Source organism: Pseudomonas sp. BIOMIG1BAC (genome assembly GCF_001705995.2).
Taxonomy (GTDB): domain Bacteria; phylum Pseudomonadota; class Gammaproteobacteria; order Pseudomonadales; family Pseudomonadaceae; genus Aquipseudomonas; species Aquipseudomonas sessilinigenes.
The window spans coordinates 230798-244044 of record NZ_CP049045.1; the positions used below are offsets into that span (position 1 = coordinate 230798).

Here is a 13247-nt window from a genome sequence, read left to right on the forward strand (position 1 = left end):
CTTCTGCTTGACCAGTAAACGCTTCAATGATATCAAGACGCCACGGTCTAATGGACTATATTTTTGACAGCCGTTTATGGGTTTGAGGGAAACACAAATGTTCAACTGCAAAAAGTGTGATGAAGAAGTTTCAAACGCAAAAATGGCAGGCTTGGTGATCGGCCAAATCGGACGTGAAACTGCGCAGGCGAAAGGACTTTCGCCACAATCGAAGGCAGATTTTATTGCTGGTCTGTTGAGCGGCGCAAAGATTCAGTGCCCTAACTGCAGCAGCACGAACTGGAATTATAGCTAATGGCTATCCTGATAGTTCTGGTCGTAGCTATCGTTTTTTTTGTTATGCTTTTCAAGAATCCTAAGCTGCTTTTTAAAGGCATTGGTCTTCTTTTCACTCTGCCTAAATTGATCTTGGCAGAAATGGTGAAGCAACAAGAGCGTAAAAAATGACCATATGCACTCGGTTTTCCGAGTGCATATAATAATTTAATTCAAAAATCATACCGTTTCAGTCTTATAGCAGTGGCAGTCTGTTGTATGGTCGTTAACCATACCTACCGCTTGAAGATAGGAATAGCAAATCGTCGGGCCAACAAATTTAAACCCTTTCTTTTTAAGTTCCTTACTCATTTTTAAAGACAGTTCGTTTTGAGTGGGAATATCAGAATGACTTTCGTAGTTATTTATAATTGGTTTCCCGTCAACGAATGACCAAAAATATTCAACTGGATTATCCAGCGCAAGCCAAGCTTTTGCATTTTCTCGCACCGCATTAAATTTTGCTCTATTTCGAATTAATGAAGAATCTTGCATCAGTTCATCAATTTTGGAATCTGGCATTAAAGCGAGTTTTTCAGCATCAAAATTATAGAGTGCTTGGCGAAAGTTCTCACGGCGCTTTAAGACTAATATCCAAGACAGTCCAGCCTGAAAACCTTCTAACAGTAGTTTTTCAAAGAGGTGGCGGGCATCGTATGAGGGAACGCCCCATTCTTCATCATGATACTTCTGATAAAGTGGGTCATTTGAACACCAAGCGCATCGCTGTATATCAGTCATAAGAACGCCCTATGAAAAGGGCATTATACGGCTTTGGTGATAGGTCGTTAAAGCATTTTTCTGAAATGGTCAGTCATTTGACTATCAAGATAATCTTTGTATTTATGCGCCAACGACTTCGCCAATTCATCAAGATTTCTTGAAAGTTTATTTTTATTGTTGCCACTGAATTTGATGAATTTGGACAACTCGGTAATATTAATTGATTGGCTAAACAGTTCTTGGCAAAGTTTTTTTGCGAGTGTTTGCGTGAGGATATTACTTTCTTGTTCATTGATATAGACCAGAATATTTATTTTAAAACTCTGCAATGCTCTCCTTAATGCCTGCGTCTGTTCACCGCCTTTTTTACCATTGTTAGATAAAGCCTTTTTTTGTGCGTCTGATAATGTATGTATCATAATGATGAAAATTTGTTATACCTCCATCATAACATATTGATTTGGCGATATATGCTTAAAGCAAAAAAGAACACACGCCTTTTTCAAAGGCGTCGAGAGTGAGATTGTTAAAGTTATCTTGAATAGACTTCTACAACCTCATTGCATGAGCCATCTTGGTATTTAAATCTATGAGCTTCCGTTATTAAGTGATTGTCAGAGGTGCGAGCTGATTTGAAATATGTTTTTGACACGCAATTGAAAAGGTTAATATTCTCTTGTCTTTGTTGTTCTTTGGCTCTTTCAGTTCTATTGTATTCAGCAATGGCTTGCTCATGTGCAGCTTTTGAAAAGGCGTTTGGATTGACATAAAGAACAAATACAAAAAAACAAAATGCAATAAATATAATGTCGCAGATTTTACAATATCCCATGGAAATAATTCTTGTTATATCTGAATTTTACATTTTTGCTTTTGATTTTGCTTTAAAAAAAGGCACATTTTTTTTCACACACATATGGTAAACAGGACAAAAAGTGCAACTAACAAAAAGCCTCAAATGAGGCCGTTTTTCTTCCTTGTATAATATGTTCGGCGACTTATGCCCAGAGCAACCCAAGGCTCTGATTTTGATTCCCCTGATTGTTTTTTCATACCTTGCTCACGCCTTAAAACTTCTTTTTTCTCTCTGTCCCTTCTTCTTTTTTCATTGTCAGAAATGATGGTTTTAAGGTGTTTCTGTTCTTCTTCTGTGATGTTGAAAACGCTTATTAAGTGGGAGTTTCTTGGAGTATAAAGCGGAATATAGTCATTATGTTTTATTGCATTTATCGACGTTTCAAGATTGTATTGTCTAACTCTATTTTCAAGAGTGCTTAAATCAGTAAAGCACCAGTTATTATCCTTGAAAATTTTCTGGCCGATTTTTTCTGCTTGGTCACGAAATTCAGCGTAATTCATTCGTCCAGTCACACACATAAAATTGCAAATCCAAAATGTGAAATTTATGCGCTCGCCTTCTACATCGCCACGCATTTCGATCAATTTTAGGAGGTCTTCATAGCGTGCTTTTGCAAGGCTTCTTGTGTTTTTCGCTATGAAATTCTTGCTTGGTTTTTGCTTTTCTTCATTAGCAACTGGCAATGACATTGCTTTTTTGATGACTGGTTGAACCTCTTTCAAAACTCTTGGTTTAGGTTCTTTTTTCTTACCCAAGACTTTATCAATATCTTCTTGCTCTGTATGTGGTTCGAGAACTTGAAGCAGATAGTCAAAGCTGTGGTTTTCATGCACCTCTAACAGTTCAGCACGTTTACCTGTTTTTCCGTTTATCGTTCCGCATAGGCGGAGCAAACGAGCAACATCAAGCGCTTTTGTATCAGACCCAAAATCTTCGAATAGTTTATTAATTACTCGCTGGGCGATTTTCCATTTTTGAACATTTAAAGGCGTTCTATATTTGCCTTTTCTGTTCTTTTTAGACAATTGAAAAACTGGCTGTTTTTCTTTGAAAATCCATTTTAAATAATACCCATTGCCTGAATACATTATTGTTGGATAAGGTAAATTATTAAGATGGCATAGCTCTTTAACGTCATTAATTAGTTTTTCATGTGTAGTGTCTTTATATAGTTCAGTCTTGTATGTGTCTAAATCGCAAGACAACATAACGAGATTGCATAGCCTTTTTTCGCTTCTTCCGAAGCTGAATTGATTAGATGTTATATAGCAGTTTTCAGCATCACGATATAATTCAAGAGTCTTGTCTAAACTTTGGACTTCGTATGACTCTTGCTTAAAGCCATTTGGATAATGCTCGCCTTTAAGGCATATCGCTACTTTGGCGAATTTAGGATAGTCTTTTAACTCACGTTCTGACTGAATATGATAGTTTAAGGGTTCAAAAATATTTTCAAAAAAGTTTGTTAACGGTCTTGCTTTTTGAAATTGTGCGGTATAATAAGTATGTAAGTTCAATTGAAATAATGTTTGGTCGTGCTTTCATTATAACAATTAAAAATTAAAATCAAGTCCCTAATGGGACTTTTTCTTTATTTATATTTATATAAGTTCCTGCGCTTTTTGTCTTCTTCCTCTTTTACCGAAGTATTGTCTACCGTGGCATTGAGAGGATGCTGGCGCTGAACCGGCTCGGCGGGTGCTGTGGCTTCAACGACCGGCGGTTTTGTATTTGTCAGCAATTCCAGTTGAGCCTGGAACGGCTCATGGTCAAAGGTTTTGTAACGCTCTGGATGCAGTGAATACCTTTCAAGCAACTCTTTCAAATCTTGCGCCTTTGGGGTGTAGCCTTCGATTTGCAAGCCCATCAGTGAGCCTACAAGCCACGCTTTTTTACGAAACGCATCACCACCAAAGAGATCGTATTTTTTGCCGCCATCACGCTCTTGGAGAGCCTGAAAACCGGCTTTAATGCTCATTTCAGTAGGGTTTTGAAAACTACAAGTTTTGTCTTGAATTGTGAAACTTGATTTGAATTTTGGGTTATTGCTGGTGAAGGTCTTGCCGTCCTGACTATCGAATTTTTGATAAAGCAGTTTTTTCTTGTTTGGTTGGTCAAAGTTTCGCTCTGGCGATATAGCACCAAAGCCACACGGTTCAGCGGTATCTGGTCTTGGGGGTGAATCCTCATAACTGCGCATTAACTCTATTAAACGACCTTCATCGTCAATTTTAAAGTGCTGTAAGAGCTTGTTAATCTGCAAGCCCATAGAGCTTGGTTTTATTGATATTGTGCCTTTGGTGATATAATACCCTGACGCTTTTGAAGGGTCTTTTTTGCTATTGTTTAGCTTGATTGTGTAACCGTTCAATTTTAGTTGGTCAAAAAATTGATGTGCTGTTTTTGACTTTTCAAGCAATGATTTCAGTTCTTTCTTATATTTTGCTTCATCGCTTTGTTTGCCAGAATGATGCTCAAATTTTTTTGCGCCAGCGGTTAGGTTGATACGATTTTCGTCATTTCGTGATTGTTTGATTTTGTCATTTTTCAATCCGTATTTGGTTTCTAATTCTTGTGCAAGATTTTCAATTTCTCGATAATTGTTTTTTCTGAAAAAAGGCTTATTGTCAAAATTACGATTTTCCATAAGCAAATGTATATGAGGGTTTGCAGTGTCTCGATGAATCGCAAAAACATAGTTTCTGTTTTTACCAAAATGCTTTTCAACAAATTCATCAGCAATCTTTTTTAATTTCTCATCAGACAATTGGTCATGACTTTCTTCAAAACTAATGACATAGTGCATTTCATTAGATTTCTGTTTTTCTGTTAACCTACTATTGAAATCGTCTTGAATGTCTTGCGCTGATTGCTTTAAATTATTAGCATCAATAGGAATGTTGCCACCTATGGCTGAACATTTTTTATCATTGAAAATGTAGGTGGCAAGATTTTTTGTGTTTGGTTTTATACGTGGGATTTCTTTGATTAGCATATTAAACCTCGGCGCTAATCATTTTCCTTAAACCAGCAAGGGAGCTTAAAATCTCTTTGTGAAGATCGGGAAAAATCTCTAAAAAATATTTGTTGAATTTCTCAACTGTTGCATTTGAAAATCTTTCATGAGCATAATCAGCATGGGTTTTGAAATTAGCATATCTATCTGCATTCAAATTAAAAAATGGTGATGCAAACGCTGACTGATAAATCTTTAACTCACTCATAAATTGAAAGAACAAATCATCAAATGTAAGTCTCTTATTTTCTTTCTTGAATAACTTGAACTTGGTTTTAATGAGAGAAAAATCTTTTTCCGAGTAGGTAAGATTTAGTTTTTTTATTTTCAAACCATCATCAGGTATTGGCATTGCCTCTGACAAACATTTAGCACTGACAGATGGCTCTGCTCTAAAAGTTCGAGAACTAAACAGAAGCTTTGAAAGGTCTACTCTTGACTGTCTTATTTGACGAATGATTTTATCTGCATCTGGTGTTCTGTGATGAGGATTGTCTTTTAGATATGTTGAGTAATTAGTCGTAAGGTTTGCAAGATATTGATTATAATTTCTCAATACAGCTTCGCTGTTGTTTTTAGCAATTATGTATGTGGCGCAACCATGTAGTATGTAATCCTTGAATGCTTTTGCAATTGAAAAAGCATTGGCTGAACTTCTATTAAAGCTGGCAATGAAGTCTTCTAAAATCTCATGATTGACTTCTGTTAAGCATGGGCATATTCGTTTTACTGGTGTTGCTTTTTTTGATGTTGTCATAGTGCTGAATAATTATTTTATACACTAATTTTAACATATTTTATTTTCAAAACCGCCGTTAAGCATTTTAGGATATGACCCTTGTGGGAATATCCTTGTCCCGACGATAGTAGGGCAAGCATAAAAAGCAAACATACCGTAAGGTTATGTTTGAGGGAAAACCGCCAGGGTTGACCGTCTTTTTATTCTGCTTGCTTCTTTTGATTACGCTTTTGATGTGATAGTTGTAAACAACCCATTTGATTTCATTAGTTATAGCAGAAGAAAAAAACGGATTTTTAATCCGGTTTTTTGTTGTGCTGATTGATTTCAATTATTGGCATAGATGCAGAGTCAAACATTTCGAAAACCTGACCTTCATTTTCTTCTGCATATGGGTCTGTCTGGTCTTCATGAATTACTAAATCAGAGGTTTGATTTTCTGGTAAATCATGCTCATATCTGTTTATAAAATCGTCTTGCTTGTGATAACTGATTTCAGTTTCGAGCCTATCACCTACTGAAATCTCAATGATAAAATCGCAACCAATTTCACCTTTTAAAATTGAAATTTCGGCCTGATTTGTTCTTAGAATTTTATTGATTACTGCACGCTGTTCTTCATCATTTAATGCTGTATCAAGTTGTTCATAGTCAAAAATTGCAGTCTCATTTTGTGAGCGCTTCAAAGCATTTTCTGCTTTGAGTTCATCAATACTTTTTTGAATTTCATCAGAATCTTTTTCAAGTTCTTCAAGTCGATTGACAAGAGACTTTGAGACTGTGCCCAGTTCGATTGCGTTCAAAATATTTGATTTTTGTTTTTCTGCTTTTAGCAAGTTCGATCTTAATTTTTCAATTTCTGCGTCGTCGATTTTCGTTTTTTGAGCCAAAGATTTTGTAAGAATTGATAGATTTACTTCATTGAAAAATACACGCTCAACATCATCATAGTCATACCATAGCCGACCTTTATCAATACATTGGTTAGTCTCTGATTTAGTGCAAACCAGATATTTCTTTTCTCCTTTTTTCCATTTCATATGTGAAAGTCGCATAGGTGCAAAGCAGTAACTGCAAGTCATGACATTGCGAAAAATATTTTTAAATCCTGAAACTCTGCCAGTCGATTTTGTGGTTCTTCTGCTTTGAATTTCTGCACGCAACTCTTCAAATTCTGCTCTTGAAATCAAAGCAGGGTAATAGTCATGAATGACTTCGCCCTGGACTCTGATTTTGTTTCCAGCTTCATCATATTCAATGCGATGAGTCTGCAAATCACCACATACCGCAGAGCGATTTAATAGATGCGAGACGGTTTCTTTTGAAAAAATCTTTGATGATTTTCTTTGTTCATTGATTTTAGCGGTTGCGGTATACATGCCATATGTCTTTAAAAGAGAAAGACATAATTTCACATCTGTGGCTTCTGGTTCTTTGAATTCAATCCAATCTGCGGTTCTGATAAGCCAGAACGGCAAAGAGCCATAAACAACATTTTTGTCTTTTGCTTTTTCACGCCGTGCTTGATGCTGGCGAGTAATACGGTCAGATTTTGTTCTGCTTTCTTCGTGAGCACGATAAAGCAATGTCTGAATTTCAATGCCTTCAATAAACTGATTTTCAGAATTTATTGAATATCGCTTATATGGTGAGAGTGTCGCAATATCTACGCCATTCTTGATAATATCGAGAATTACAGCATGTGCCAGATAACCGCCTTGGCGTGAAATGCGGTCAAAACTTTCAATTACGAGAACAGAACCTTTTTCAATTTCTCCTTTTTTGACCCTATCAAGAAAGTCTTTGATAGCGCCTTTTTTGATGTTCTTGCCATTGAACGATGAAAGCCTATCGAGAAAAACCGGCTCAACCAGTTCACCGTTATTTTCCTGCAAAAATCGCTCAATCTGGCCGAGCTGGCGGCGTTCAGAGTCGCCTTTTGCTTGCTCTACGGTGGACATGCGTATGTAGGCATAGACTGGTGTGCTACGGTGCATTTCTGTGGCTCCTGTGCCGTATACAGCGCATCATAGCGCTATACGAACAGGTTATGCCTGTATGCAGGCCTCGGGCATGGTCATGGACCACACCCGCGACTGCGATCGCTACCCCAGCCTCAGCTCCCCGGTGCCATGAGCGCCATGGCAGGCGCTTTCGCACAGGCGCCGATGGCCGGTTAGAATAGCCGGCTGCGACTAGGCCATGACCAAGAGATCAGGAGTCATCTGTGGATAAGTTCAAAGGCGCCCTGCTGGTGGGAGCCCTGCGGTTGTTTGCCCTGCTGCCCTGGCGCGCGGTGCAGGCGGTTGGCGCGGCCATCGGCTGGATCATGTGGAAGACGCCCAACCGCTCCCGCGAGGTGGTGCGCATCAACCTGGCCAAGTGTTTTCCCCAGATGGACCCCGCCGAGCGCGAGCGTTTGGTCGGGCAGAGCCTGAAAGACATCGGCAAATCGTTGACCGAAAGTGCCTGTGCCTGGATCTGGCCGGCCGAGCGCTCCATTGCCCTGGTGCGTGAAGTCGAGGGCCTGGAGGTGCTCCAGGAGGCCCTGGCCTCGGGCAAGGGCGTGGTGGGCATCACCAGCCACCTGGGCAACTGGGAAGTGCTGAACCACTTCTACTGCAGCCAGTGCAAACCGATCATTTTCTACCGTCCACCCAAGCTCAAGGCCGTGGACGAGCTGTTGCGCAAGCAGCGGGTACAGCTGGGCAATCGCGTGGCGGCCTCTACCAAGGAAGGCATCCTCAGCGTCATCAAGGAAGTACGCAAGGGCGGCTCGGTGGGCATTCCCGCCGACCCGGAACCGGCTGAATCCGCAGGTATCTTCGTGCCCTTCTTCGCCACCCAGGCGCTGACCAGCAAGTTCGTGCCCAACATGCTGGCCGGCGGCAAGGCGGTCGGCGTGTTCCTGCACGCCCTGCGCCTGCCCGATGGCTCGGGCTACAAGGTGATCCTCGAAGCGGCCCCGGAAGACATGTACAGCACCGACACCGAGGTGTCCTGTGCGGCCATGAGCAAAGTGGTCGAGCGCTACGTGGCGGCTTATCCGAGCCAGTACATGTGGAGCATGAAGCGTTTCAAGAAGCGTCCGCCCGGAGAGGCGCGCTGGTACTGACAGAGCTGGCACGGTCTGTGGATAACCCCCTTCCAGGTGTTATCCACAGCACACTGGAGAAGGGCGCAGAAGATGTCCGATCACCGCAAGTCGTTTCGTATCAAGATTTCCCACGAAAGCATCGGCGAATGCCTGGGGCAGACCCGCAACCTGTCGGCCAGCGGGGTCTATGTGCAAAGCCCGCAGTTGGCCCGCCTGCCCAAGGGCGCGGTGGTTTTCGGCCAGGTGCAGGGACTGCCGGTGGCTGCACCGCGGGTACGCATGGAAGTGGTGCAGGTGGACGCCGAAGGAATCGCCTTGCGCTATCTCTGAGCCCGGCCCTGTAGCCGCTGCCGAGCCCGCGAGGCTGCGAAAAGGACCGCAGGGCCTTGCTTGGCGGTCTTTCGCTGAGCCTTTGGTGATCTTGAGAGCCCCCGCGAACATTCCGCTCGTTCGCCGCCTGTGACAGCGGCTACAGGGTGATGGTCAGCCTTGGGACTGGCGCTCGAGTTTTTTCAGGAACACGGTCATTTCCTTTTCTGCCTGTTTGTCGCCCTGGCTCCGGGCCGCCTCCAGGCCCTGTTCCCAGGCCTGGCGCGCCGCTTGTAGCTCGCCCTGCCCTTGCAAGGCCTTGCCCAACAGCTTCCAGGCCGCAGAGTACTTCGGGTCCAGGGTCACGCACTGTTGCAGGTGGGTGGCGGCCCGGGCGTGTTCGCCCAGGTCCAGGTAGCCCTTGCCCAGGCCAAAGCGCAGCAGGGGGTTATCCACACCCTTGGCGAGCATTTTTTCCAGCGATTCCAGCATTGTCGTCACTCCTGTGGACAAGACAGCGTTCGATCAGAAGAAGCTCAGGCCCACGTGGAACAGCTTCTCCACATCGCGGATATGTTTTTTATCCACAAGGAACAGGATCACATGGTCCCCGGCTTCGATCACCGTGTCGTCGTGGGCGATCAGCACTTCTTCGTCACGGATGATCGCGCCGATGGTGGTGCCCGGCGGCAGGCCGATGTTCTCGATGGTACGACCGATCACCTTGCTCGACTTGGCGTCGCCATGGGCGATGGCCTCGATGGCTTCCGCCGCACCCCGGCGCAGGGAATGCACGCTGACGATATCGCCGCGCCGCACGTGGGCCAGCAAGGTACCGATGGTCGCCAGCTGCGGGCTGATGGCGATGTCGATATCGCCACCCTGGATCAGGTCGACGTAGGCCGGGTTGTTGATGATGGTCATGACCTTCTTCGCCCCCAGGCGCTTGGCCAGCAGCGAGGACATGATGTTGGCTTCGTCGTCGTTGGTCAGGGCCAGGAAGATATCGGCGTCGGCGATGTTCTCTTCCAGCAGCAGGTCGCGGTCCGAGGCGCTGCCTTGCAGGACCACGGTGCTGTCCAGGGTATCGGAGAGGTAGCGGCAGCGGGCCGGGTTCATCTCGATGATCTTGACCTGGTAGCGACTCTCGATGGCCTCGGCCAGACGCTCGCCGATCTGCCCGCCGCCAGCGATGACAATGCGCTTGTAGGATTCCTCGAGCCGGCGCATTTCGCTCATTACTGCGCGGATATGGGCCTTGGCGGCGATGAAGAACACTTCGTCGTCGGCTTCGATCACCGTATCGCCGGTAGGCATGATCGGCCGGTCGCGGCGGAAGATCGCCGCCACCCGGGTCTCGACATTGGGCATGTGCTCGCGCAACTGGCGCAGTTGCTGGCCGACCAGCGGACCGCCGTAGTAGGCCTTGACCGCCACCAACTGGGCCTTGCCTTCATAGAAGTCGATGACCTGCAGGGCGCCGGGATGCTCGATCAGGCGCTTGATGTAGTTGGTCACCACCTGTTCCGGGCTGATCAGCACGTCCACCGGGATGGCGTCGTTGTCGAACAGGCCGGCGCGAGTCAGGTAGGCGGCCTCGCGCACTCGGGCGATCTTGGTCGGGGTGTGGAACAGGGTGTGGGCGACCTGGCAGGCCACCATGTTGGTTTCGTCGCTGTTGGTCACCGCCACCAGCATGTCGGCATCGTCCGCCCCGGCCTGGCGCAGCACCGTGGGGAAGGAGCCGCGGCCCTGCACGGTACGGATGTCCAGGCGGTCACCGAGGTCGCGCAGGCGTTCGCCATCGGTATCGACCACGGTGATGTCGTTGGCTTCGCTGGCCAGGTGTTCCGCCAGCGTGCCGCCTACTTGGCCAGCGCCGAGGATGATGATCTTCATCCACTACTCCCTAGATTCTTGTGCTTACCCGCGCGAGGCGGCGATCTTGATCAGCTTGGCATAGTAGAAGCCGTCGTGGCCGCCTTCCTGGGCCAGCAGCTGGCGACCGTGGGGCTGGCGCAGGCCGGCTTCAGTGGCCAGATCCAGCTCCCGGGCGCCGGGGGTGCGGGCCAGGAAGGCGCCGATCACCTCGGTGTTCTCGGTGGGCAGGGTCGAGCAGGTGGCGTAGAGCAGGATGCCGCCCACCTCGAGGGTTTGCCACAGGGTATCCAGCAACTCGCCTTGCAACTGTGCCAGGGCCGCGATGTCGTCGGGCTGGCGGGTCAGCTTGATGTCCGGGTGCCGGCGGATCACCCCGGTGGCCGAGCAGGGGGCATCCAGCAGGATGCGCTGGAACGGCTTGCCGTCCCACCAGGCCTGGGTGTCGCGGCCATCGGCGGCGATCAGTTGGGCGTCCAGCCCCAGGCGGTCGAGGTTTTCCCGCACGCGGACCAGGCGCTTGGCCTCAAGGTCCACGGCCACCACGCCGGCCAGGGCCGGCTCGGCTTCGAGGATGTGGCAAGTCTTGCCACCAGGAGCGCAGCAGGCATCCAGCACCCGTTGCCCGGGGGCCAGGTCCAGCAGGTCGGCGGCCAGTTGCGCGGCTTCGTCCTGCACACTCACCCAACCTTCGGCAAAGCCTGGCAGGCCGCGCACGTCACTGGCCTCGGCCAGCACGATACCGTCCCGGCTGTACTGGCAGGCGCTGGCGCCAACGCCCGCCTCGGCCAGCAATGCCAGGTAGGCATCACGGCTGTGGTGGCGCCGGTTGACCCGCAGGATCATCGGCGGATGGGCGTTGTTGGCGGCGCAGATGGCTTCCCACTGCTCGGGCCAGAAGGCCTTGAGCGATTTCTGCAGCCAGCGCGGGTGGGCGGTGCGCACCACCGGGTCACGCTCCATACCGGCGAGCAGTTCCTCGCCTTCACGCTGGGCGCGGCGCAGCACGGCATTGAGCAGGCCCTTGGCCCAGGGCTTCTTGAGCTTGTCGGCACACCCGACGGTCTCGCCGATGGCGGCGTGGGCCGGGATACGGCTGTAGAACAGTTGGTACAGGCCCACCAGCAGCAGTGCCTGGACATCGGCGTCGGCCGCCTTGAACGGCTTCTGCAGCAATTGCGCGGCCAGCAGGTCGAGACGCGGTTGCCAGCGGGCGGTGCCGAAGGCCAGGTCCTGGGTCAGGCCGCGGTCGCGCTCCTCGACCTTGTCCAGCTGTGCTGGCAGTGAGCTGTTGAGCGAGGCCTTGCCGCTGAGTACGGCGGCCAGGGCGCGGGCGGCGGCCAGGCGTGGATTCATTGGCCCAGCACCTTGCCGCTGGCGAACTTCTCGCGGCGGCTGTTGAACAGGTCGCTGAAGGCCAGGGCCTTGCCGCCGGGCAATTGCAGGCGGGTCAGGCTCAGGGCGCCGTCACCGCAGGCGACGACCAGGCCGTCCTTGCTGGCGGATAGGACTTCGCCGGGGGTGCCCTGGCCTGTGGATACCTTGGCGGCCAGGACCTTCACGCTTTCACCGTCCAGCGTGCTATGGCACACCGGCCACGGGTTGAAGGCGCGGACCAGGCGCTCCAGTTCCACGGCGGGACGGCTCCAGTCGATGCGTGCTTCATCCTTGTTCAGCTTGTGGGCGTAGGTGGCCAGGCTATCGTCCTGGACTTCGCCTTGCGGGGTGCCGGCAGCGAGGCCCGCGATGGCTTGCACCACGGCGCCCGGGCCCATGGCGGCCAGGCGGTCGTGCAGGGTGCCGCCGGTGTCTTCGGTGTTGATCGGGGTGACCACCTTGAGCAGCATCGGCCCGGTGTCCAGGCCCGCCTCCATGCGCATCACGGTCACGCCACTCTCGGCGTCGCCGGCCTGCACCGCGCGCTGGATCGGCGCCGCACCGCGCCAGCGTGGCAGCAGCGAGGCATGGCTGTTGATGCAGCCCAGGCGTGGGATATCCAGTACCGCCTGGGGCAGGATCAGGCCGTAGGCCACCACTACCATCAGGTCCGGCTCGAGTGCCGCCAGTTCGGCCTGGGCCTCGGCGTTGCGCAGGGTCTGTGGCTGGTAGACCGGGATAGCATGTTCCACGGCCAGTGCCTTGACTGCGCTGGGCATCAGCTTCTGCCCGCGGCCGGCCGGGCGATCGGGCTGGGTATAGACGGCCACGATCTCGTACGGGCTGTCGAGCAGGGCCTTGAGGTGTTCGGCGGCGAATTCGGGGGTGCCGGCAAAGACGATGCGCAGTGGCTCAGTCATGGGGAGTCTCGCTT

14 protein-coding genes and 1 pseudogene are annotated in these 13247 nt (G+C 48.9%); 5 read left to right on the forward strand and 10 right to left on the reverse strand.

Features of this window, described 5'->3' with window-relative positions; translation table 11 throughout:
• Positions 1 to 97 precede the first annotated feature (97 nt).
• Both ATY02_RS01060 and ATY02_RS01065 read left to right on the forward strand, forming a co-directional pair.
• Positions 98 to 295, forward strand: a complete 198-nt coding sequence (locus ATY02_RS01060; RefSeq protein ID WP_070412911.1) for a hypothetical protein — start codon at positions 98 to 100, stop codon at positions 293 to 295.
• On the forward strand, positions 295 to 447 hold the full coding sequence (locus tag ATY02_RS01065; protein WP_020302123.1) for a hypothetical protein: 153 nt from the start codon (positions 295 to 297) through the stop codon (positions 445 to 447). Before ATY02_RS01060 ends, ATY02_RS01065 begins: the two co-directional genes overlap by 1 nt.
• A 48-nt stretch (positions 448 to 495) precedes the next feature.
• On the opposite strand, the gene ATY02_RS01070 is transcribed toward ATY02_RS01065, so the two are convergent.
• From ATY02_RS01070 to ATY02_RS01095, 6 genes are all read right to left on the reverse strand, one after another.
• Positions 496 to 1047: a DNA-3-methyladenine glycosylase I gene (locus ATY02_RS01070; protein ID WP_083235629.1), complete on the reverse strand. Its 552-nt coding sequence runs from the start codon at positions 1045 to 1047 to the stop codon at positions 496 to 498.
• Between the two features lie 56 nt (positions 1048 to 1103).
• A complete protein-coding gene (locus tag ATY02_RS01075; RefSeq protein ID WP_020302125.1) occupies positions 1104 to 1457 on the reverse strand; it encodes a hypothetical protein in 354 nt (117 codons plus the stop codon).
• 535 nt (positions 1458 to 1992) lie between these two features.
• Positions 1993 to 3414, reverse strand: coding sequence for a hypothetical protein (locus tag ATY02_RS01080; protein ID WP_139146118.1), 1422 nt, complete (start codon positions 3412 to 3414; stop codon positions 1993 to 1995).
• 74 nt (positions 3415 to 3488) lie between these two features.
• Complete coding sequence (locus ATY02_RS01085) at positions 3489 to 4892, reverse strand: relaxase/mobilization nuclease domain-containing protein (RefSeq protein WP_070412913.1); 1404 nt, start codon at positions 4890 to 4892, stop codon at positions 3489 to 3491.
• Between the two features lies 1 nt (position 4893).
• Positions 4894 to 5670 (reverse strand): hypothetical protein, encoded by a 777-nt coding sequence (locus tag ATY02_RS01090; RefSeq protein ID WP_139146119.1) that lies wholly within the window; start codon positions 5668 to 5670, stop codon positions 4894 to 4896.
• Between the two features lie 278 nt (positions 5671 to 5948).
• The gene (locus ATY02_RS01095) at positions 5949 to 7649 is read right to left on the reverse strand and encodes a recombinase family protein (RefSeq protein WP_020301430.1); all 1701 of its coding nucleotides are present in this window, start codon (positions 7647 to 7649) and stop codon (positions 5949 to 5951) included.
• A gap of 52 nt (positions 7650 to 7701) precedes the next feature.
• On the opposite strand from ATY02_RS01095, the pseudogene ATY02_RS01100 reads away from it, so the two are divergent.
• From ATY02_RS01100 to ATY02_RS01110, 3 genes and pseudogenes are all read left to right on the forward strand, one after another.
• A pseudogene (locus ATY02_RS01100) lies at positions 7702 to 7788 on the forward strand (DNA-3-methyladenine glycosylase I); the annotation flags it as partial.
• Positions 7789 to 7879: 91 nt separating this feature from the next.
• Positions 7880 to 8767, forward strand: a complete 888-nt coding sequence (locus ATY02_RS01105) for a lysophospholipid acyltransferase (protein WP_068576623.1) — start codon at positions 7880 to 7882, stop codon at positions 8765 to 8767.
• Between the two features lie 72 nt (positions 8768 to 8839).
• Positions 8840 to 9079: a PilZ domain-containing protein gene (locus ATY02_RS01110; RefSeq protein ID WP_068576625.1), complete on the forward strand. Its 240-nt coding sequence runs from the start codon at positions 8840 to 8842 to the stop codon at positions 9077 to 9079.
• Positions 9080 to 9232: 153 nt separating this feature from the next.
• On the opposite strand, the gene ATY02_RS01115 is transcribed toward ATY02_RS01110, so the two are convergent.
• The 4 genes from ATY02_RS01115 to fmt are packed head-to-tail and all read right to left on the reverse strand — an operon-like array spanning position 9233 to position 13233.
• Positions 9233 to 9550, reverse strand: coding sequence for a tetratricopeptide repeat protein (locus ATY02_RS01115; RefSeq protein ID WP_068576627.1), 318 nt, complete (start codon positions 9548 to 9550; stop codon positions 9233 to 9235).
• Positions 9551 to 9583: 33 nt separating this feature from the next.
• Positions 9584 to 10957 (reverse strand): Trk system potassium transporter TrkA, encoded by a 1374-nt coding sequence (gene trkA, locus ATY02_RS01120; protein ID WP_068576629.1) that lies wholly within the window; start codon positions 10955 to 10957, stop codon positions 9584 to 9586.
• Positions 10958 to 10981: 24 nt separating this feature from the next.
• Entirely contained in the window at positions 10982 to 12292 is a 1311-nt protein-coding gene (rsmB, locus tag ATY02_RS01125; RefSeq protein ID WP_068576631.1) for a 16S rRNA (cytosine(967)-C(5))-methyltransferase RsmB, read from the reverse strand.
• Positions 12289 to 13233, reverse strand: coding sequence for a methionyl-tRNA formyltransferase (fmt, locus tag ATY02_RS01130; protein WP_068576633.1), 945 nt, complete (start codon positions 13231 to 13233; stop codon positions 12289 to 12291). The genes rsmB and fmt overlap by 4 nt, the downstream gene beginning before the upstream one ends.
• Positions 13234 to 13247: the final 14 nt, after the last annotated feature.

Coding starts and splice junctions, on each gene's coding strand:
- ATY02_RS01110 (WP_068576625.1), top strand. CDS start 8,840: ATGTCCGATCACCGCAAGTCGTTTCGTATCAAGATTTCCCACGAAAGC.
- rsmB (WP_068576631.1), bottom strand. CDS start 12,292: ATGAATCCACGCCTGGCCGCCGCCCGCGCCCTGGCCGCCGTACTCAGC.
- ATY02_RS01090 (WP_139146119.1), bottom strand. CDS start 5,670: ATGACAACATCAAAAAAAGCAACACCAGTAAAACGAATATGCCCATGC.
- ATY02_RS01060 (WP_070412911.1), top strand. CDS start 98: ATGTTCAACTGCAAAAAGTGTGATGAAGAAGTTTCAAACGCAAAAATG.
- ATY02_RS01095 (WP_020301430.1), bottom strand. CDS start 7,649: ATGCACCGTAGCACACCAGTCTATGCCTACATACGCATGTCCACCGTA.
- fmt (WP_068576633.1), bottom strand. CDS start 13,233: ATGACTGAGCCACTGCGCATCGTCTTTGCCGGCACCCCCGAATTCGCC.
- trkA (WP_068576629.1), bottom strand. CDS start 10,957: ATGAAGATCATCATCCTCGGCGCTGGCCAAGTAGGCGGCACGCTGGCG.
- ATY02_RS01085 (WP_070412913.1), bottom strand. CDS start 4,892: ATGCTAATCAAAGAAATCCCACGTATAAAACCAAACACAAAAAATCTT.
- ATY02_RS01075 (WP_020302125.1), bottom strand. CDS start 1,457: ATGATACATACATTATCAGACGCACAAAAAAAGGCTTTATCTAACAAT.
- ATY02_RS01065 (WP_020302123.1), top strand. CDS start 295: ATGGCTATCCTGATAGTTCTGGTCGTAGCTATCGTTTTTTTTGTTATG.
- ATY02_RS01115 (WP_068576627.1), bottom strand. CDS start 9,550: ATGCTGGAATCGCTGGAAAAAATGCTCGCCAAGGGTGTGGATAACCCC.